At 70.9% G+C, this 20484-nt stretch carries 11 protein-coding genes; 1 reads left to right on the top strand and 10 read right to left on the bottom strand.

Annotated features, from left to right (window positions below; all coding sequences use genetic code 11):
* The 4 genes from QHF84_RS03205 to QHF84_RS03190 all read right to left on the bottom strand — a co-directional run bounded on the left by QHF84_RS03205 (position 1) and on the right by QHF84_RS03190 (position 7193).
* On the bottom strand, positions 1-3948 hold the full coding sequence (locus QHF84_RS03205) for a hypothetical protein (RefSeq protein ID WP_281311659.1): 3948 nt from the start codon (positions 3946-3948) through the stop codon (positions 1-3).
* A 344-nt stretch (positions 3949-4292) separates the two neighbouring features.
* Positions 4293-5126, bottom strand: a complete 834-nt coding sequence (locus QHF84_RS03200) for a hypothetical protein (protein ID WP_281311658.1) — start codon at positions 5124-5126, stop codon at positions 4293-4295.
* On the bottom strand, positions 5123-6121 hold the full coding sequence (locus QHF84_RS03195) for an AAA family ATPase (protein ID WP_281311657.1): 999 nt from the start codon (positions 6119-6121) through the stop codon (positions 5123-5125). The genes QHF84_RS03200 and QHF84_RS03195 overlap by 4 nt, the downstream gene beginning before the upstream one ends.
* A 67-nt stretch (positions 6122-6188) precedes the next feature.
* Complete coding sequence (locus QHF84_RS03190) at positions 6189-7193, bottom strand: aspartate-semialdehyde dehydrogenase (RefSeq protein WP_281311656.1); 1005 nt, start codon at positions 7191-7193, stop codon at positions 6189-6191.
* A 78-nt stretch (positions 7194-7271) separates the two neighbouring features.
* On the opposite strand from QHF84_RS03190, the gene QHF84_RS03185 reads away from it, so the two are divergent.
* Complete coding sequence (locus QHF84_RS03185) at positions 7272-10388, top strand: hypothetical protein (RefSeq protein ID WP_281311655.1); 3117 nt, start codon at positions 7272-7274, stop codon at positions 10386-10388.
* Positions 10389-10636: 248 nt separating this feature from the next.
* Here the strand turns inward: QHF84_RS03185 and QHF84_RS03180 are convergent, their stop codons facing one another.
* The 6 genes from QHF84_RS03180 to QHF84_RS03155 all read right to left on the bottom strand — a co-directional run bounded on the left by QHF84_RS03180 (position 10637) and on the right by QHF84_RS03155 (position 20304).
* Complete coding sequence (locus tag QHF84_RS03180) at positions 10637-11374, bottom strand: class I SAM-dependent methyltransferase (RefSeq protein ID WP_281311654.1); 738 nt, start codon at positions 11372-11374, stop codon at positions 10637-10639.
* Positions 11375-11385: 11 nt separating this feature from the next.
* Complete coding sequence (gene tsaA, locus QHF84_RS03175; protein ID WP_281311653.1) at positions 11386-12243, bottom strand: tRNA (N6-threonylcarbamoyladenosine(37)-N6)-methyltransferase TrmO; 858 nt, start codon at positions 12241-12243, stop codon at positions 11386-11388.
* A gap of 66 nt (positions 12244-12309) precedes the next feature.
* Positions 12310-15366 (bottom strand): hypothetical protein, encoded by a 3057-nt coding sequence (locus tag QHF84_RS03170; RefSeq protein WP_281311652.1) that lies wholly within the window; start codon positions 15364-15366, stop codon positions 12310-12312.
* A gap of 48 nt (positions 15367-15414) precedes the next feature.
* Positions 15415-17061 carry a hypothetical protein gene (locus QHF84_RS03165; protein ID WP_281311651.1) on the bottom strand — a complete coding sequence of 549 codons (1647 nt, stop codon included), beginning with the start codon at positions 17059-17061 and terminating at the stop codon, positions 15415-15417.
* Positions 17062-17126: 65 nt separating this feature from the next.
* Positions 17127-19469, bottom strand: coding sequence for an HAD-IC family P-type ATPase (locus tag QHF84_RS03160; protein WP_281311650.1), 2343 nt, complete (start codon positions 19467-19469; stop codon positions 17127-17129).
* Between the two features lie 184 nt (positions 19470-19653).
* The gene (locus tag QHF84_RS03155; protein WP_281311649.1) at positions 19654-20304 is read right to left on the bottom strand and encodes a hypothetical protein; all 651 of its coding nucleotides are present in this window, start codon (positions 20302-20304) and stop codon (positions 19654-19656) included.
* Between the last annotated feature and the right edge of the window lie 180 nt (positions 20305-20484).

Genomic DNA, 20484 nt, shown 5'->3' with positions numbered 1-20484 from the left:
TCAGGCCCGGGGCCTCAGCGCGTCCTCCACCCACACGCGCGCTCTGAGCGCGAGCGCGGACAGGCGATCGGCATCCCACGTCGCGCGCGGCAGCGGCATTTCGCGCCGGGTCACGCTGCTGCGCGCATCGAACAGCTCGCAAAACGACAGGAGCGCGAGGCTCATGCGGAAACGGTCCACGGGGGCGCTCCCCTCCGCCTCGTGTAGGTACGCCTCCGAGAGGCGCGCCATGCTCTGGAGCTCGTTGGCCTCCCACACGAGCGGGCAATCCACGATTTGCCGTGCCTCGGTCGCGTCCCCGCGCGCGAGTGCTTCGTCTGCTGCGGCGACGATCCGCAGGTAGTCCCGCGTCGCGGTCTGGACGGGCGACCATGACCTCTGCTCGTCCGTGAGCGGCGCGCAGAGCGCGATGAGCTCGTCGGGCTCGCACCGGCCCTCCTTGTACGACGCCGACAGTGTGAGCGCCGCGAGCGCCTCCTCGGGCTGGCCCAGCATCATGAGCGTGATCCCGCGCATGTGGTGGAAGTGCTTCACGTCCATCTCCTCTGCGAACCCGGACGGGTCGATGCCCGCGAGCTGATCCCAGGCGTCGCCGAAGCTCCCCACGGCGGCGAGCGCGCGGGCGTACGAGAGGCGGACGCGCGGGTGATCGGGGAACCGCGCGCGTGCGATCTTCTTGATTTGCCTCCCCGCCGACGTCTCGCCGAGTCGGTAGAGCGCGGCTTCGAGCGCCAGGAGCTCGTCGGCATCGGCCTTTTGCCGAGCCCACGCGAGGCGACGGGGCATGTCGAAGTTTTCCCGCAGCGCGCGCTCCTCCGCGATCGCATCTTCGAGGTGTTTCCCTGCGGGCTCGTGGCACCGGAAGCGCCTCGCGAACAGGGACCTCTGGGGCAGGCTCGGGAAACTGAAGGCTCCTTTTGCATCGCTCGCGTGTGCTTCGGGGGGCTCGGGGCCGAGCGGCACGATCCTCGGGCGGCCTTCACGCACCGTGAGGAGCACCGAGCGGCGTCCGTCGGGCGTCGTTACGAGGAGCGACGACCGCGACACGCGGACGCGGTAGGCGACGACGGGCCCTTCCTGTTCGAGGCGCACGCCGACGAGCGAGGTCCCGCACCGCTCCGTGTCGAGCAGCACGAAACCCATGCGCGCCTCCACGTTCGCGACCGCTGTGGCCTGAAAGAGGCCCGTCACGCCCTCGAAGACATGGAAGCGCCCCATGTCTCCTCGCGTGTCGATCTTGACGAACCCCCACTGCGCGGTGTGATGCTCGTTGGGTCCTGCCGGGTCCCCGACGACGCTGAACAGGCTCTCTCCGTCCGGGTAGGCGAGGATCGTCAGGACCAAGAGCGCCGTCGGGATGGGCTTTCCGGACGGCGTCCCGCGGGGCGTGTAGAAGACCGTGCGCCCGACATCCCTTTTGTTGTCCGCCTCCGTGACGACCACGCGTGGCGACGGGAGGCCGTGGATGCTCTGCATGTGGACGGTCGGGGCACGATGATCACGGATCTCGCGCGCGAGCCGCAGATCCTCGAGGTCGAACACGCGCACGATCACGCCCCCGCGTTCGCGTTTTTCGAAGATGTTCAACCAGAGGTGACGCCCGTCCGGGCTGATGATCGCTTCGTCGATGAGCGCATCGGGCTCCTCGACCGCGGGCGACGAGCGGCCGTCTTCGCCGAGGATGTTCGGGATCCACGCGAGCACCGTCCAGTCGTCCGTGTCGACCTCGAGCACTGCCCCGCTTCGCCCGACGAGGAGCAGGCGGTGGCCTCGCAGCACGGCGTTCAAGAGCTTGAGTGGTCTCGGCGTACGGAGGACGACGCGCGTCCGCAGCGCGCTCGTCTTGGCGTCGAGCACGCGGAGGAAGAGCCACGCGTCTCTCGATTGCGGGACGATGAGGACCGTCTCCTCGTGCCCCCCGCGTACCCGCGGGAGCAGCATCTCCCACTTCCACCGAGGGAACACGCGCGCGTCGTAAAAGCTCGCAGCGGGCCCTTCCGTGATGCCGTCGCCCTCGAACGTCTCGACCTGCACCGAGAACATGCGCCGCACGTCCGCGCGCAGCTCCACGCGTAGGGCTGCGAGCTCTGCCGCGTCCTCGGCCTCGGCGCGCGCCACGAGCTGCTCGCACACGGCGAGCGCGCGCAGGAGGTCGCCTTCGCGCCGGAGATGCTCGAGCGAGGCGGCGAGCGTTTGCCGTTCGAGCCTTCGCTGCACCGCGGCGCACAGGCGTTCGAGGGCGGCGAGCTCGTCCTCCGGCAGATCCCTCCGGTGCACTTCGCCGAGGAGCCTGCTGGCTTGCGCGACGTCACCCTCGTCGAGCACCCGCCGCGCGGACTCGACTCGCCCCCTCGCGACGCGCCTTCGTTCGTCGGCGAGCGTCGCCTCCGCGCGCCTTCGCGCCTCCTCGGCAGGCGCGAACCCGTGCAGCACTTTTCCGTGCGCGTCGACGAGCTCCATCACCATCTCCGGCGCGCGCTCGGCGATGTCTGCGGCGCGGTGGAGCGCGACGATCGCGGCCACCGCCGGCTTGATTTTCACGCCCTCGCCGGGCGGCGCCACCACGTCCATCCACCCGAGGACCTTCGACGCCGCGTGCTCCTTCACCTTGCTGCGCCCCGCGGCGTTCAGCGCGGCGTATGCGGCGAGCCCCTCGGCGAGCGCGCCCGCGGTGATCATCTCGGCGATCGCCGCGGCGCGCGCGTCGTCTTCCCGCGCGCGGGCCTCGGCGAGCTTCGCGGCGATCCTTCGTTCGGCGGGCGCCGCCTCGTGCTCCGGCAGCCCGAGGCCTTTCGCCGCTTCGAGCAGCGCGACGGCTTGCACCGTCTCGCCGCGATCGAGCGCCTCGTGCGCGTCGTCGAGCTTTCGCCGCGCCTCGTCCCGCTTCTTTTGCTCCTCGACCCCACGGAGGATCCTCCGGGCGACGTCGCTCTCCGGGTGGTCCGCGAGGATCTCGCGGGCTCGTTCTTCCGCGCCGGGGAGATCCCCCTCTGCGAAGAGCCGTGATGCTTCCGTTTCCGCGGGGCCTCGACGTGTGGCCCGCGCCTTCGCGAGGGCGGCCGTGAGGCCCGCGAGCTCCGGGTGTGTGGCGTCCGTGGCTCGTGCTCGCGCGAGATCGTCCGCGGCCACGGCGAGGTGTCCTGTCGCGAGCGCGCCTCTTGCGAGTGCCACGAAGACCTCGGCGACACGTGCGGCGGGGGCCTTTGCGTTCGCGGCGGGGAGCAGGCGAAGGGCGCGGGCGCGATCTTCGAGCCGCGCGGCGGCGAGCGCGAGATGGAGACGCACGTCGACATCCGCGAGCGTCTCTGCGGGGAGTGTCTCGCCGAGGTCGAGTGCCTCCGCGTCGGCGCCGAGTGTGGCCACGAGGAGGGAGAGGAGCGCGCGTGCGGGTTCCACGTCGCCGCCGTTCTTGGCGCGTGCCTCTTCGAGGTACGTCCGCGCGAGCTCGTAGTCGTACTCCGCGAGTGCACCTTCGGCGGCGCGGAGGAGCTTCGGGACGTCAGGGACGCCCTGTGGCTCGCGTGCGTCCCTTTTCGCGCGGCCTTCGTCGGGCCGTGGCGTGGCCTTGCGTGGAGCCTCCGGGGTCGGGGCCACGGGGGATGCTGTATCGAGCGCGTGCTGGACGAAGGAGCGCGCGTCGTCGTCGAGCTCGGCGATGACGGCGTGGCAGGCGTCGAGGCCGGAGGGGCGATGGTGGAGGAGGACGACGCCGGGCTCGTCGGGCTCGGGGCGGATCTCGACGGCGTCGCGAAACTGCGTGACGAGCACGCTCTGGAGGCGGCTCTTCAGGGCGTAGCGGCGGGCCGTCTCGCGCCGATCGAGGCCGAGGCCGGTGGGGTTGACGTCGCGGATCAGGGCGACGAGGTCTCGTGCTTCGGGGCGCACCCGGCCGGTGATGACGTCTTCGGGGGTGAGCGACCCGTGTCGTGTCTTCCTGTCGTGGGGCATGGAGGTGCGTGGCGGCGTGCCTTCGGGGTGATCGGAGGTCCAGGCGGGCCCGGAGAGCGTGCAGGAAGCGCCTCGGGTCGTGCGGGGCCAAACGATACCGGTGTTTGAAGGACGCTCAGGCCCGTAGAAGCCGACCGCAGGCGCCCCAGGAGCGAAATTCTCGTCCGTGGGAGCGAATTTCACTCCCGTAGGAGCGAAACGCACTTCCGTAGGAGCGAAACGCACTTCCGTAGGAAGAAAGGCGTGTGATGTTGCTTTCTTTGCTCGGGCGCACCGGAAGCTTTTCCCATCGCGTGAGAGCGAAGGGCACGTCGGTTGGTTGCGCGGTTTTTTCTGTGGTGGTCTTACCGGCCGAGGCGAGCGCGGAGGGCCAGGCGGAGGGCGACGATTTCCTCGGGCGTGCTTCGAGCTTTCCGCTGGGCCTGTGCGATGGCTTTCACGAAGTCCTGCCGTCCTTGCGGATCTGCAGGCCTTTTTTTCGTCCAGATGCGGGTGAGCATCTCGGCGAGAATTTCTTTCCCGGAGACGTGGCTTTTCCACGCGCCGCTGGCGAGCATCGCGGCGTACGCCTTCTGATGGCTCAGCAGGCGCGCCTCCAGGTGGGGGCTCGTCGTTGCGGCCGGGAGGGCCTTCGGCACGCGCGTCCACCACGCGCTCGTCGTGATCGTGTCGAGCGCTTCCTGCTTCGAGCGCACCTTCGAGCGGCCGGGGTGCTCGATGAAGTCCTTCGCGACGACGTCGCGTAGCTCCACGATCGTCGCCCGGCAGGCCATCCACCAGTCGAGCTGCGCCGCGAGCGCCTGCATCTCTTTCTCGATCGTGGTGGCGTCCTTCGGAGACGTGTTGACCTCGCAGGCGGCCATCGCGGGGGCGTCGAGGAGGAGGTTCTCCACCTCGAACGCGTCGCCCACGAACATGTCGACACTCGGATCGTTCCAGCGCGGCCGGTTCGATGCGCCGAAGTCACGGTCTCGATACCCGAAGACGTGGTGGAGCTTGTCCTTCCGCGCCGCCTGAACGACGGCCCCGATGTTCTCGCAGCCGCCGGCAATGTAGATGCCGATGTCCGGATCGCCCCAGGTGGTCTCCAGGTAGGTCCGCGTCTCTTCGTCCTCGACCCAGAGGTAGACGAGCTTGTTCTTGTAGAGCGCCGAGAGGTGCGAGGGGACGATCGTCATGCGTCGCCCTCGGTCGCCGCCCCCGCGCGTGGATCTCCCTCCGGGACGAGGAGAAAGCGCTCGAAGCTATAGGCTTGCTCCCAAACCGCGTCGGAGTGCGAGGCGACGATGAACTGGGCTTCGGGCGCGAGATCACGCAGCGCGGGGAGGATCGTCGCCTGCCACTGCGGGTGGAGGTGGAGCTCCGGCTCGTCGATCACGAGCAGGCCGCCGCGGAAGTCGTTCAGGATGATCCAGCCCGCGAAGGAGAGGAGCTCGATCTCGCCCGAGCTGACCTCGTCGATGGAGCAGATGCGCTGACCGTCGCGGAGCACGTAGAGATCGGCGAACAGCTCTTCCGCGTCGGGATCCACGATTTGCGCGTCGATGCGGGTCCCGTCATTGCCGTGGAACCGCGCCCAGGCTTCGTTGATGCGCCCGAGCCACACATCGGCCTTGCTCGTGCCAGCCGACGCGCCCGCGAACCCGCCCCGCGCGCGCTCGTCGTTGATCCTCTGCTTGAGGCGCCACAGGCGGTTGGTCTCCGTGTCCGCGGCGCGCCTGTCACGGCCTACGAGCGGTTTGATCGGGCCTACGAGCTTTGGGGTGCGCCAGGAGGAGAAGTACTCGACCCCGAGATGCAGAAGCGAGGCGGGTTTCACCGAAGTCTCCTGCCCTTCCGCGTCCCGCGTGACGTGCTTCTCGCAGGTCCGGACCCACGTCAGCACGGGGCCATCGTCCACGGCGACATCGAGCTCGATCCGGGCGCCTTCGGGGAGCTCCGTGCGCCAGTGCTGCTCACGCCGGGCCTTCTCCAGGTCCCGGACGATCAGGTGCTCCTGTCCGAGGCCGAGGAGCACCGCCTCGAGGACGCTCGTCTTCCCGCAGCCGTTCGGTCCAGCGAGGACGATGTTCCGCGAGGGTGCTCCCTTGGGGGAGGTGAGGTCGAGCTCCAGGGGCTCCTGGATCCGGCGGAACTTCTCGATGCGGATGCGGTGAACTTGCGGGACCGGCATGTCTTGCCCTCCGGATCGGCGTTCCGGCGCGAGACCCTACCACGGGAGCCAGCCGCGCCGGCCAGCCTCAGCCGACGAGCCGCTCCGCGATCTGCACCGCGTTCAACGCTGCGCCCTTCCGCAGGTTGTCCGCGACGATCCACAGGTTCAGCGCCCCTGGCACGGCGAGGTCGTCGCGCACGCGGCCGACGAAGACGTCGTCCGTGCCGGCGGCTGCGCGTGGCTGCGGGTGGTTGCCGGGCGCGTAGGGCTCATCGAAGAGGCGAACGCCTGGGGCGTGGCGGAGCAGCTCGCGGGCTTCGGCTGCCGTCATCGGGCGGTGGAATTGCGCGTGCACGGCCTCGCTGTGGCCTGTGATGACCGGGACGCGCACCGTCGTCGGTGTCACGCCGATCTCGGGATCGCCGAGGATCTTGCGCGTCTCGTTCACCATCTTGAGCTCCTCCTCCGACCAGTCGGGAAGGCTTCCGGGCTTCCAGTCCATGAGGAGGTTGCCGGCGAGTGCGCCGGGGAAGACGTTTGCGGTGGGCTCGGCGCCGGCGGCGAGCTCGCGCGTCTGCGCGATGAGCTCGTCCATCGCTGCGTGGCCTTTGCCGCTCGCGGCTTGGTACGTGGAGACGATGACGTGCTTCAGCCTCGCGGCGGCGTGGAGCGGCCCGAGTGCGACGACCATCTGGATCGTGCTGCAGTTCGGGTTCGCGATAATGCCTTTGGGGCGGTTCTTCGCGGCGTCCATGTTCACCTCGGGCACGACGAGGGGGCAGTCTGGATCGGCGCGCCATGCGCTCGAGTTGTCGATGACCACGGCGCCGCGTGCGGCTGCGAGTGGGGCGAGCTCGCGCGCGGCGGCGGCGCCGGCGCTGAAGAGCGCGATGTCCACGCCGTCGAAGGCTTCCGCGCACGCGAGCTTCACTTCGAGCTCGCCGCCGCGGAACGGGACGCGGCTGCCTGCGGAGCGCGCCGAGGCGAGGGCGCGCACTTCGGTCGCTGGAAAGCGCCGAAGCTCCAGGGTCCGCAACATCTCCCGCCCCACCACGCCCGTGGCGCCCACGACAGCAACGACGCACGACATGGGCCCGCTATAGCGCCCGGCGCGAGGTCTGCGCAAGAACGCTGCGCCCCGGCGGGCCGCGCGCTAGCATGCCTCGTGATGCGAGGCTCTCCCCGCGCTTCGACGTGCCTCCTCGCGCTCCTCGCGCTCGCGCCGATCACGTCGCTCACCGTGACAGGCTGCAAATCGGGCGCCTCGGGTCAGGCGGCCCAGGTGTCCACGGCGCCTGTGGCGGGCGCCGCGGCCGTCCCCGGAAAACTCGTTCCGATGGTCTCGCCGTCGCGGCTTTTGCCCGACGTGCGCGGCGATCGCGGGTTCGTCGCGTACGAGGCGGGCGCGCGGCGCGTGCTCGTCGATCGCATGCGGCTCATCGTGTACGAGGACGGAACGACCGAGCGGGCGAACGAGCTCTTGCCGCTCGGCCATGTGAACGCGGTCGCGCTCCCGAGCCGGCTCGGCGGCGGGTTCGTCTTCCACGCGACGTCCGGCGGCGGCACGCAGCTCTGGCGTGCTTCGTCGTGGCTCGGAAAGCTCCGGCCGCTCGTGCAGTTCTCTTCGACCACGAGCGACGTCGTGCCGGGGTTCGACAGGCTCTATCTGCGGCTCACCTCGAATGGAAAGCTCGTCGCGGTGGATCCCGAGTCGGGCGAGGTTCGCTCGCTCGCGCCGCTTCCGCCGGCCGCGGCGTACGGCGGGCTCGCGTTCGCGGACGGGTTCACCGGGGTCGTCGACGCGGATCTGCGCGGCGTGCTCGCCACGTTCGATGCGGGCGCGACGTGGAGACCGCTCCAGCTCCCCGAGCGCCCCGCGGCGATCTCGGTCGTGGGCGGCGAGCCGACGATGTTCGTGGCGGGCGGGAGGTACGTGCTCGATGCGCGCGGCAACCTGACGTACCGCGCGAATCAGGTCGCGACCGACGACGAAGGAGACGCGACCACGCCGGGCGCGCCGAAGGGGCCGTTCGGGAAGAAGGTGCTGCGCGCGGCCGTGGAGGATGGTTTTCCGGACACGCCGCGCACGGCCGTCGTCGCGCGGGCCGGGGCGCTCGCGCGCGTGTCGCTCGACACGGCCGCGGTCGTCGATCTGAACCTCGCGGCGTTCCCCGAGCGCGAGGCGAATTGCCACGCGGTGCGCCTCGGCGGCTCGTACGGGTTCGTCTGCGGCGAGCGCGAGGGGCCGACGAACGTGTACGCGTTCGTGCCGCCGCTCGCGATGCAGAAGGTGCTCTCGTTCAAGGGCCCGCGGTTCGTCTCGGCGAACGGCGCGGGCGCGCTCGTGGTGCGCGGGACGTGCGGGGACAGCGAAAGCGAGGCGCGCGGGCCAGGCGCGAAGGCGACGAGCGCGGCGAGCGCGGCGAGCGACGCGGGCACGCGCGTGTACTGCGTGCGCGCGGCGAGCGGGGCGACGCGCGAGGTGCGGGTGAAGGGGGATCTCGGGGTCGAGCGGGTCGTGGCGCTCTCGGACGAGCGGGTCGCGATCCTGGTGCCGCCGCGCGCGGGCAGCACGGGGCAGCTCACGATCTTGAAGGGCGCGGAGATGACGAACGTGCCGCTCGTGCTGCCGCAGAAGCCAAAGAGCGTGGCGCGCGAGCTTCGGCGCGGGATGTGGCTCGAAGGGTTCGAGGAGCGCGAGCCCGGCGTGCTCGGCGGCTGGGTCGAAGCGGGTGGGCCCGTCATCGGCGTGCGGGTGAAACTCGACGGCACGGTGACCGCGGGCGAGGCGCGCGACAACGAGAACGGCGTCGTGATCTCGGGTCGGTTCGCGCTGTCGCCGGGCGAGGGCGGGCGCGCGGCGGAGTCGATCGACGGGGGCATGACGTGGAAGGTGTTCGACCTGCCCGAGCACGACGTGGAGCCGGGCGACGCGCCGACGCGGGCCTGCGGGCCCGTGGGGTGCGTGCTCGCGGGCTGGGTCCGCGTGGGCTGGGGCAAACCCGCGATCTCCGGGGATCTCGGCGCGGCCGAGGCGCCGCCTTCGCTCTACGTGCCGATGAAGACGACGCCGACGGTGCGCATCTCGTGCGCGCCCGTGGGCAAACCCGTCACGGAGCCGCTCCCGGACAAACCCGCGAAGAAGGAAGCGGTCGCCGCGGTCCCGCCGCCGGGGGCGTTCGGCATGGGCGGCTTCGGCGGCTTCGGGCGCATGCCGCAGCAGCCGCAAAAGACGCCCTGGAGCACGTTCCGCAACCTGCCCGCGCCGACGCTGGACAAGGACGAGCTCGGGATCGACAACGGCGCGCCCTACGACCTCGTGAGCCTGCGCGCGTACGCCTGGGGCAAGAAGGGTTCGGACTGGTCACGCACAGGGCATTTCCTGGTGCGGTTCGACGATCGCTTCGATCCCGCAGGCGGCGTTCGATCGACGGCGACGAGCGCGCCGCCGTGGCCCGACGAGATCCAGGCAGCCGAGGGCATGGGCGTCGGTTCGTATCCGCTCGCGTCGTGGGGATCGTTCCTCGACCCGAGCGGTCGTCACGCGCTCGCGCACGTGTGTCGCGGCACGAGCTGCTCGCTGCTCGCGGCGAGCGAGGGGCAACCGGTGCTGCTGCTACGGGACGCAGCAGGGCGCACGACGGGCTTCGCGCGGCCGCTACCGCAAGGCGCGGTGCGCCTCGGCGAGAGCTGGTTCATCCTCGTGCAGGGGACGTCGTACGACACAGTGACGCTCCATCGCGTGGATCTCGGCGTCATACGCCTCGTGACGTCGTTCTACCGGCCGAGCCCTTCGCGATACGCCTTGCCAGAGCCACCCAGGCTCGTGCGTCGCGCGCTCGGGACAGGCCTCGGGCTGCTCGTGACGAGCATCCCGGAGCCGGGCGATCGTTTCGGCGGGATGTACGTGCACCCAGTCGATCCAGAGACGGGCGCAGTGGGCGAGCCGATCGCACTCGGCAAGCGTGATCTCGGCGGCATGCTTCCCCCGCGCTGCGCGGAAGGTCAGGACGGCTGGGTCATGGACACGTCGCTCGACGCATCGCCCGCCGTGGAGATCCCGGGCGGTCGGGCCGCGCTCGACTCGCTCGAGATGCGGCTGCGCGTCGATCCAGGATCGGTGTGCGTAGAAGGGATCGCGGCACGCCTCGACGGGACGTTCCTGCCAGACAAGGAGACAAAGCCGCCGCCCGCAGACAAACCGCCGCCGGTCGGGGCAGTGCCGCTCGCAGCGACGGAGCGATCGACAGGGCGGCGGTGGAACTTCGCCTGCGGTCGGCGCTGAGGGGAGCGTAGCGCCGGGGTTTCACCCCGGACCCGACGAGGGGTTGTCCACCCCTCGACCCGGACCAGGGCACAGCCCTGGACCTCAGGTGCAAAGGCCGCGATGCGGTCGATGCAAAGGCGATTCAGAGGGTGTTCCACAGGCGTCGCGAGCGGCTCGAGGCTAGGGAGGCCGAGCGAGGCGTACACCGTACGTCGAGCGAGGCTGACCGACGCATCGAGCCGCGCAGCAGCCTGGGGAACACCCTCTCAGGGCTTTTTCGCGATCACGATGTACTGGTCGGGCAGGGTCTCCTGGATGACCTCGCCCTTCAGGCCTGCGGCTTCGAGCTCGGCGATCATCGCCGCCGACGTGATGCGGTGCTCCTTCGGCGGGCCCTTCGTGGCCTCCATCGTGAAGTCGACGATGACGAGCAAACCGCCAGGCTTGAGGCCGTCCTTGATCTTCGCGGCGTAGTCCTTCCGCCCGTCGATGTGATGCCATGTGTCGACGATGAGCACGCGATCGACGGTGCCTTGTCCGAGGCCTGGATCTGCGAGCCCGACCTGACGCGCCTCGACGTTGTCGAGCTTCTCCTTGGCGGCGCGCTCGCGCAGGTAACGCACCATGTCGGCCTCGACGTCGAGGGCGAGCACCTTGCCGCTCGGACCGACGGCACGCGCGAGGTGCGGCTCGAAGTAGCCCGTGCCCGCGCCGATGTCGGCGACCGTCATGCCTGGCGAGATGCGCATCGCCGCGACGACCTCGGCCGGCTTCTGCCATGCGTCACGCGCCGGATCGTCGAACTCCTTGGCCCAGTCCTCGGCCTTCTCGAAGCGATGCACGAGTGGCCCGCCGTGCCCGTGATGGCCGCCGCCGTGCGGGGTATGCCTCGCCACGAGCTCGTCGTGCGGCATCGCCTCCGCCGTGCTGTACACGGGCTTCGGGGGAGGTTCGCTCGCGCAGGCGAAGACGGGGAGCAGGAGGAGACAAAGGGAGGGTCGCATCGGACGATGCGTTAGCACGCCGCTGGTTCCCCGCCCGGAGGGAAGCGTGTGTTGAAGGCGCGGTGGATGGCGACCGCGGGATCGTCGGAGAGCGCGAGGTCCCGCTCGCGGTAGCCGGTTCCGATCGAGAGGACCGTGACGTCGCGGCGCTCGACCCGGAACTGGATGCGGAAGTCCTTGTGCGCGAGGCGCAGGGTGCCGTCGGGCAAGGCGCGGATGCGGCGGTACGGGTGCGGCTGCGGGCCGAGGCGCAGCGTGCGCGTGACGGGCGCGACGAGATCGATGCCGTGTTCGTTCGCGAGGTACGCGGCCTGCTCCGCGGCGTAGGGGCTCCACGTGACGGAAAAACCCGGCTCGGGATCTGCGGGGACTTCGCCTGCGCTTTCGTTCTCGGCGGCGAGTGGTTCGAGCCAGCCCGTGCGCGCGCCGGGGCGCGCCTCCGCGTAGGGGATGTAGGGCTTGATGTCGAGGACGGGGCTCTCGTCGATCATGTCCACGTCGCGCACGTGGATCACGAGGCCCTCGACCGAGACGAGCCGCACGAGCGAGAGGCCGATGGGGTTCGGCCGATGCGGCGATCGCGTGGCGAGCACGCCGCGACGTTTACCCGCGCTGCGCGGAGGCAGAACCTTGGGCCTCCAACCTTTGTTGAGGTGGAAGCAGAAGATGACCCAGAGGTACTCCCAGCCTTCGAGGTCGCTCACCGCGTGCTCCAGCCCGAGGCCGGAGGCGAGCTCGATGCGGCCCTCTGCGCCCTCCGAGGCGTGCGGCTGGCGCGGCGTGCTCACGCGATCGGGGAAGGGCGTGCGCAGGATCCCGATCGGCGTGAGCGTGAGCGGCTGGAGGCGGGGATCGTCAGGTGACAACACGGGCCTTGGGGTTTGGGGGCGTAGCTCGGCTTGTCCGAGCGTAGCCCCCAAGCGTAGACCATCAATTCACTCGGTCCACATCGACTCGCCCTCGCCCATCGTGCGGTAGTTCGCGTCGATGTGGTTCATGAGCTCGAGCCACCACGTCTCGAGCTTCGCGCCGCTCTGGAGCGGGCTCTCGCCGAAGAACGTGCCGCGGATGCACTCGGCCTTGCCGTCCGGCCCGACGCGGCAGCGGCCGTCGACGAAGACGAGGATCATCTTCGGCAAGCGGCTCTCCATGCTGTCCGTCGGCGCGTTCATGAACGTCTTGATCAAGGTCGCCGCCGCGACGAGATCCTTCGGCTCCTGGCCGTAGCCGTGCAGCGCGTAGACGACCGGGTAGCGCCGCTCCTTCTGGTCCTTGTGCGCGTAGCCGGGCGGCAGCGCCACGCTGACCGGGCCGACGCGGCCGAGCGATGATTTGAACTCGAACGAACAGGCGCCCTGGACCTCGCACGGCTGGGCCTCCGGATCCGCGTCGTCGTTGCTCTCGAGGACGAGCGTGCGCAGCTCCGGATCGGGCCAGCGCGCGCCGATGAAGTAGAGCGCGCTCTGCAGGCGCGCGACGAGCTCGTTCGCCGTGCCCACGTGCTGGCCGCTGCCGCTCTCGATGTCCGCGGCCGTCGGATCGAGCTTGCCGTAGCGCTGGAGCACGATGCCCGGCAGATCCTCGTAGGGCACGCGCGAGGGCGCGTAATCGTTCAGGTTGCCCGGCGTGAGCTCGGGGTGCTGCGTGAAGTCCGAGAAGTACGTCACGTTGCGCCTGCGCGCGCCGAACGCGCCCGTGAGGTGCTGCGCGCTCACGGCGAAGTTGAAGAGGTCACGCGTGCCGCCGTCGGTCCACACGTCGATGCGACGCAAGGCCGCGTCGTCGAGCTCGCCGCCGGGCGGCGTCTCGCGCGTCATGCGATGCACGATCGAGTGCGCGTCGCGCTCCCAGAACCGATCGAGCCCGCTCGCGACCGTGAACTTGCCGTCGCCCTCGCCGACGTCGTAGCCGTCGCCCTCTTTTTGCCAGCCGCCGGGCGGCTGCTGCTTCGTGCCGGGCACGCCGTCGAGGCCGACGTCCTGGAAGGGCTCGCCGTCGTCGAAGCGCATGTTGCGCTCGGTGCCGCCGGGGTTGTACTGCGCGTCGTAGTCGTCGCCGGCAGGATCCTCGTTCACGCCGGGCATGTAGCCAGGCTCCATCGTGCTCGGGATCCCGTCCGTGCCGATGTCGTCCCAGGGCTCGTGGCCGGCGCGGATGATCGGCTCGAGCTCGTCGCGCGTGCCGTTGCCGTTGTAGTCGACCGCGAGCGCGAGCTCGAGCGGGTAGGTGTTGCCCTCGGCGGTCCACCAGTTCGCGTACGGCGTGCGCTCCTCCTTCTGCGGCGAGCCGTCGCAGACCGTGATCACCGGGAAGGTGCCGTCGGGGTTGAACTCGTCGTCGAAGTAGTTCGTGAGCGTGAGCGTGTTCGCGCAGCGCTCCTTCGGGCAGTTCTGCGCGAGCTCTTCCTGCTTGTCCTTGTCCGGCCCGTCGAGCGGATCGACCCAGAGCGTGCACTCGTCCGTGGGCCGTCCACCGGTCTGGCTCGGATCGTTCGGACGAACGCCCGCGGGCAGGTTCTCCGCGCCAGGCGTGAGGTTCTCGCCGTTCGGGTTGCCGAACATGGCGGCGAGGTCGCGGAAGATCTGCACGTAGGCCTCGCGGCTGAAGCTGCCGCCCGTGCCGTTCCGCGGGTACTCGAACCACCACTGGTTGAAGACCTGCGTGTGCTCGTACGGATCGCGCGGCGGCTGCATCCACGCGCATTTGCCGGGCGATCCGTCGATCACGCCGATACACGTCTCGTCCTGCGCGCACTCGGCGTTCGTCTGGCAGAGCGTGGGCTCGAGGTTGATGTCGCCGAGGACCGTGCCCTTCTGGATCGGCCGGAAGCCGCCGACGTAGTGGCGTTTGACCGCGTCGAGCATCCACGTCCAATCGACCGGGCCGCCGAGCGGGGCGAGGGCGTCGAAGAGGTTGTGGTGGCGCATGCCGAACATGGCCGTACCGCCGCCGCCCATGGAGACGCCGAGGATCGCGCGGTGCGTGAGCCGGCGCGGGAAGGCGTTCGTGCCCGCGTCCTCCGCCACGACGGCCTGGTAGGTGCCGAGCCGCGGCGCCTTGAACGAGAGCGCCCAGCCGTCGCCCATCTTCTCGATGCGAGCATCCGTGACGGGGACGACGCGCGGCTCCTTGAAGGCCGGGCCGGAGTACGAGACGGCGAGGTGCCGGAGGCGCGCTTTGTCGGGCAAACGCGCGGGGTTCACCGGGATGGTCATCGGCACGTCACGCTGGAACTTCGAGGTGACGGGGCCAAACGTGACCGCGGGGCCGAGGGCCGTGTAGCCCGCGGGCGGCTTCGCTTCGCCGCAAGCGATCGTCGCGTCGAACTTGGGGACGCTCCAGAGGAAGCTGCCGCTGTTCGGGTCGCTCGCGCGCTCGGGCAGGCCGATGCTCGCCGCGGCGAGGCTGCCCTTCGCGGTGATCGTCTTTCCGCCCTCGACGGGGCCCGTCGCGCCGTCGCCGGCCGCGCAGGTGAGATCCGCGGTGCCAGAGGTGTCGAGGACCTCGACCTCCAGCGTCGCCTCGGCCTCGGTGCCGTCGCCGCGGGGGATGAAGGCCTTCACCGTGGCGCTGCCGCCCGCCTTGCCCGCGGCGACCGCGACGTCGACGCCGGCCTTGTACAGGTCGAGCGTGTCGCCCTTCGGCGCGGGCGTGATGTCCGCGCTGGAGGTCTCGAAGCGGATGGCGGTCTTCGTGCAGAAGTCGGGTTCGGCGACGAGGCGGACCTGCCGCGACGCGCATGTCGCGCCGTCCGCGCATTTGGCGAGGAACACCCGGCTCGGCTCGAAGTGGAGCTTGACCACGTCGGGCGACGGGGCCGAGCAGAAATCACCCGGCCGGAGCGTCGGGTCCGTGCCGCCGGAGTTCGTCCCCGGCGTGGTTTCGGTGGTGCAGCTCGGCGCGGCGACAGCGCCGATCGCGCCGAGCAGCGCGAGGACGAAAGCCGCGCGTGTGCGCGTGGAAGAAAAGCCCCCTAGGCGAGCGGTCGTCATGGGGACGGGAGGATACCGAAGCCGCGCGCTGCTCGCGACGGCCGTGAATCAGGGCGAGGGCGCTCCGGGCTCGGGCGGCGGCTCGGGCGGCGGCTCGGGGGGCATCTCTTCGCCGAGACCGGGGAGCACGCCCGTGACCGGAGCCTTGTCGACCGGCACGACGCTCACGCCGTCGGTCACGTTGCCGACCCACGAGCCCTGGAGCGAGACGGGCACCGCGATGTCGTCAACCGTCGCGCCGGCCGCCGCGAAGATCTGAATGAGGCCGATTTTTCCCTCGATGGCAGAACCATCCTGGGCCGCGTCCCAGCGCGCGGTGAGCGCCTCCTGACAGAGGCCCGCGAGGCACGTGGCGTCGCAGGTTCCGAAGCCGCCGAGGGCCTGGCCGAGCGCATCGCAGGCCGCGATGGTCGCGAGCGCGTCGCCCATCGTGGCGCCTTCGGGCGCGCCTTCGAGCGCCACGCTCTTGCACGCGCCGCCCACGTAACGCGTGGGCAGCCAGAAGAGCTCGCCGCTCGTGGTGACGTTGTCGCCCGGCTCGGATGCGATCTTCACGAGGTGCGTGACCGGCATGCCGGCTTCGTCGGCCGGAACGACGCCGAAGCGGCTCGGCGAAAAACTACCGTAGCCGGGGACGGCCGTGAGCGCGGTGAGGCGCCCGGCGAGCTCGCTTGGCGGCGCGGCGGTGCCCTTCTGCAGGAAGCCTTCGATCGCCGCGCGCAACGACATCGGCTGCGCGGCGAGGTGATCCATCGTGATCACGTCCCAGCCGCTCGCCGCGCGGGCCTCGGCGAAGAGCACGCCATCCGCCGCGGATACGCGCGCGGCCATCTCGTCGAGCAGCACGCTGGCCATCTCGACGTCCGTGGGCGCGAACCTGTCGAGGAGGCTCTTGCCCGCGGCCGTCATCATCGAGAGGAACGGCGTCTGCGCGGGCGCGAAGGTGAACGTCACGTCGAGATCGGTCTTGCCGACGACGATGGGTTTGTCGATGACGTTGACCTTGATCGTCTGCGTCGTGCCGGCGATGAGGCCACTCGCCGTCGCGCAGCCCCAGGCGTAATGGCCGGCGCGCACCGAGACCGCGATCGTCGGGCCGACGGGGGCCTTCTCCACGAGCAGCGGCGCGTCGACAGGCGCGCTGCCCACGAAGTCGGCCGGGGCGTCCTCCGGCAGGAGCGGCGCGACCGCCTCGCACGTCGAGCGCGGCAGCACGCTGACCGTCCACTCCGTGACCACGCGTTTGCCCTTGTACTGCGGCACGACCTCGAGCGTCGCGAAGCCGTCGCCGTTCACCGTGACCGGGAGCTCGGCCGCGGGTCCGTCCTTGATCCACGCGCGAAGCCGGTACGCCGTCGCCTTGTTCGGCGCGCGCATCTTCACGGTCGCTGTGCCCTCTGCGTCCATCGGCGCCGCCACACGATCGAGCGTCGCGTCGAGCGAATCGCCGAGCAGGACGAACCACACCTCGTCCGACGACGGCGGCTCCGTGCGCACCGTGACCGTGGCCGTTTCACGCATGCCGAGCGTGAGGGGACCCTCGTTCGTGAAGATGAGCTGCGTCTTCGGCGCCGTCTCCACGGGCGGCGACCAGGGCGTCTCCGCGCTCTTCTCCTCGTCCGCGGAGCAGCCGAAAAGGGCCGGCCCCGCCGTGGCGAAGAGGACAAACCATGTAAGTCGAGAAGGAAAGCGCATCGGGGGGGAGTTTACCCCGGAACGAGGCCGGCGGCGACCTCTCTCGCGCACGATCGCCAGGTTTTTCAGGGCGGGAGGGGGACGCGGTCTGTCCGGACGTGCGCGAGAGCGCCCGCGGCGGGCAAACCCGGAGGCGTCGTGGTCTTGCCGGGTAGCCCGGGCGAAACCAGGAGCCGCGCCGCGTTCCCGCAGAGGATCAAGGCCTCGCCGAACGCGAGGCCCGCCGCGGCGAGCGGGCTCAAAAAGCCCGCCGCGCAGAGCGGGATGACGGCTGCATTGTAGACGACCGAGACGAGGAGGCTTTGCCGGAGCGTCGCCCGCAAAGCACGGCCGAGGTCGACGAGCCACGCGATCGTCTCCAGACGATCGTCCGAGAGCACGAGGGGCGCAGGCACAGCCACGGGCAAGGCGCCCGGGGCGACGGCGAGCGAGACGTCCGCCGGGCATTTTTTCGCGCGATCTTCGTGGCCGTCGCTGATGTGGAGGACACGCGCGCCGGCCTGCTGGAGGTCACGTACGTGTAGGGCTTTTTCCGCAGGGCCGAGGCCGCCGAGCGCAGGCACGCCGAGGCGATGCGCGAGCGCGAGCGTCGCGTCGGGGCCGTCGCCGCTCACGAGCCGGCAGCCGAGGCCACGCTGAAAGAGCGCGCGGAAGGCCTTTTCTGCCCCCGCCCGCGGCGGATCCCAGAGCTCCAACCAGGCCTCGACGACGCCGTTTCGCCGGACGCACACGAGGCTCGCGCCCTCGCGCGCGTCCGGGGGCAGCGGATCACCGGTGCGTGCGGCCGAGACCTCCACGAGCGCGCCGCGCGCCCGGCCCACCACGCCGTCGGGGCGCACGTCCGCGGCCTCGTCGAGCGTACCCGGACGCACGCCGGCCACGGCGAGGTGATGCGCGATGGCGCGGCCCGCCCGGTGCGTCGCGCCCGCCTCCAGCGCGGCCACGTCTTCGAGGATCGAGATGTCCGGGAACTCGCGCCAGGCGAGGCGCGTGACCCGCGGCGTGCCCAGCGTCACGGTGCCCGTCTTGTCGAAGCAGGCGACCGTGGCGGTCGCGAGCCCTTCGAGCGCCGCCGGATCCTTGACGACCACGCCGGCCGCGCGCGCGCGCACGACGGCGATGGTCCTCGCAGCCGGGAGCGCGATCACGAAGGCCGCAGGCGAGGCGCCGATGAGCACCGCGATGGCCATGAGATAACCGTCGGGGTGGAACGGGCCGCGGCCGAGCAGCGCGTGCACGACGAACGCGAAACCGGCGAACGAGACGGACGCGACCGACAGCGCGAGCGAGGCGACGTGCGCGAACGATTTCCCCGTGCGCTGCCGCGCGTCCCGCTCGATGCGCAAGGCGGCGCGATGCACCTCGGCGTCGGCCGCGGCGGCGACCTCGGAGCTCGGCGCTCTGGCCACGCGCCCCGTGACCTCGCCCGAGAGCAGCCGCGCGCCGGTCTCGACGATCTGCCCGGCAGCACGATCCTCGGCGCGCCCATCCGGCAGGGCCACGCGCGCCGCGTTTTCGAGCACGATCTCCACGGGCGCGATGTCGCCTTCGCCGAGGCGCACGCGGTCGCCGGGGGCGAGCAAGGCGCAGGCGACGCGCTCGTCCACGCCACCCACGCCCACGCGGCGCACGCGGGCCTCGCGGGCCGACGCGGCGCGCGTGAGGCCGCGGAACGCGCGCGCGAGCAGCGCCGTGTGCGCGTAGAGCCCGAGGATCGAAAAACCCAGGATCGCGCCGGACGCTTCGAACGCCGCGAGCGAGAGGCCGCCGAGCTCGAGCCCGAACCGCGCGAGCTTCTCCACGATGGAGGCCGCGCGGCTCGGATCGAACAACATCGCGATCACGCCCAGGGCGAGCGCGAGCGTGGCGCAGGCCAGCGTGACGACCTCGGTCCCGAGGACGCCGCGGCGCGCGAGGGCGCGGGCGCGGTGGAAGAGGGGCGGTCCGGCCACGGCGAACAGGAGCAGCGTGAAGCCGAGCTCGACCCAGGCGATCTCCCGCTCGGGGGCGCGCGTGGGCCGCCACGAGGCGAGGGCGATGAGGTTCGCGAGCAGCGCGACGACGAGGCCGAACCGTCCGGCGTCGAGCCGCGCCCGTTCGCTCGGCGGTGCGCCCGCGGCCGTCGTGAGCGTGAAGCCGCGCTGGGCCATGGCGCCGACGATCTCGCGCTCGCTCGTGACCCGCACGTCGTAGATGGCCTGGGCGATCTCGCCGAAGAAGCCGACGGACGCCGCGCGGACGCCGGGCAGGGCGCGCAAGGCTTGCTCGGCGTGGCGGGCGCAGCTCCGGCAGGAGAGGCCTTCGACGTGGAAGGTCGCCTCGTGCTCGAACGCGGGCCGCCCACGGCAGCCCTCGCGCCCGGGACGGGTCTCACCATCGACCTGCGCAGTGGGAAAGGATTTGTGCATCGTCGCCGCGAACCGGTGTCGGCCGGTGCGCTAGCGAACTTCGGGCCGACCGGCCCGGGCAAGTCGTGCACGGGCCGGATGCGGTAACTTCGCGTAATCGCGGAAAATCGTGGCGCGAGGGGAGAACGTGGAGGGCCGCCCGGACAAAGGGCTGCGAGGCGGGGGATCCGACCTTGGCGGATCGTTACTTCTTGTAGATCTGGGCGGCGGCGAGGCCGGCGCCGCGGGTCGCCTTCACGATGACCTTGCCGGGGCCGCCGATGGGCAGCGGGTTCTTGAAGCAGCCGTTCGCCTTGCCGCCGAGGATGGCCGTGGCGCCCTGGCCGTTGCTCTGGGCGAGGACCTGGGGGGGCAGGGGGGCGGCGTGCAGGACGAGCTGCACGTCGAGCTGCTGGATGCCGACGCCGGAGGCGATGACCGAGTAGCACTTGCCGGCCTCGATGTTGATCGCCTGCTCGAGGACCTGGCCCTCCTGGAACTGGGCGGCGAAGGGCTGGCCGTCGGGCTGCATGCCGGGGGCCTCCGAGGCGGCGAGGCCCTGGAGCGCGAGCGTGGCGACCTGCGCGGCCGCGGGGGCGATCGGCGTGGCCGGGGCGCCGGCCGAGGCGCCCGTGCCCACCGTCCCGGCGGGGGCGGGCGTCGTCGCGGCGGGGGTGGGCGTCGTCGCGGCGGGGGTGGGCTGCTGGTACTGGTTCGGGTTGTACGAGCCCGGCTGCTGGCCGGCCGCGTACTGGTTCTGCTGCGAGGGGTCGTTCGGGTCCGGGGTGTCGCTGCCGCCGCAGCCGACGGCGAACAGGCCCAGCAGGGCCACGGGGACGATCATCGAGAGGCGCATGGGTTGGCTCCTTGGAAATCTATGCTGCCGTGGTTCGGGAGCGCGGCTGCGTCGCCGCACCTCGGAAGACGCTCGGGGCCGACGCTGCGGCTCACCGATGCTTGGGCTTTAAGACGGGCCCAGGCGTCCGCTACTTACACCGAATTCGTGCTGCGGGGGGAGGGGTTTGGATGCAGGGTT

The organism is Polyangium sp. y55x31 (assembly GCF_029946505.1).
Classification (GTDB): Bacteria; Myxococcota_A; Polyangia; order Polyangiales; family Polyangiaceae; genus Polyangium.
The sequence above is the reverse complement of the archived record's forward strand: the minus strand, read 5'-3'. Positions and strand labels throughout refer to the sequence as shown.

Excerpts from the sequence above, each read along its gene's own strand:
- QHF84_RS03205 (WP_281311659.1), bottom strand. The coding sequence starts at position 3,948 with ATGCCCCACGACAGGAAGACACGACACGGGTCGCTCACCCCCGAAGAC.
- QHF84_RS03200 (WP_281311658.1), bottom strand. The coding sequence starts at position 5,126 with ATGACGATCGTCCCCTCGCACCTCTCGGCGCTCTACAAGAACAAGCTC.
- QHF84_RS03195 (WP_281311657.1), bottom strand. The coding sequence starts at position 6,121 with ATGCCGGTCCCGCAAGTTCACCGCATCCGCATCGAGAAGTTCCGCCGG.
- QHF84_RS03190 (WP_281311656.1), bottom strand. The coding sequence starts at position 7,193 with ATGTCGTGCGTCGTTGCTGTCGTGGGCGCCACGGGCGTGGTGGGGCGG.
- QHF84_RS03185 (WP_281311655.1), top strand. The coding sequence starts at position 7,272 with ATGCGAGGCTCTCCCCGCGCTTCGACGTGCCTCCTCGCGCTCCTCGCG.
- QHF84_RS03180 (WP_281311654.1), bottom strand. The coding sequence starts at position 11,374 with ATGCGACCCTCCCTTTGTCTCCTCCTGCTCCCCGTCTTCGCCTGCGCG.
- QHF84_RS03170 (WP_281311652.1), bottom strand. The coding sequence starts at position 15,366 with ATGACGACCGCTCGCCTAGGGGGCTTTTCTTCCACGCGCACACGCGCG.
- QHF84_RS03165 (WP_281311651.1), bottom strand. The coding sequence starts at position 17,061 with ATGCGCTTTCCTTCTCGACTTACATGGTTTGTCCTCTTCGCCACGGCG.
- QHF84_RS03160 (WP_281311650.1), bottom strand. The coding sequence starts at position 19,469 with ATGCACAAATCCTTTCCCACTGCGCAGGTCGATGGTGAGACCCGTCCC.
- QHF84_RS03155 (WP_281311649.1), bottom strand. The coding sequence starts at position 20,304 with ATGCGCCTCTCGATGATCGTCCCCGTGGCCCTGCTGGGCCTGTTCGCC.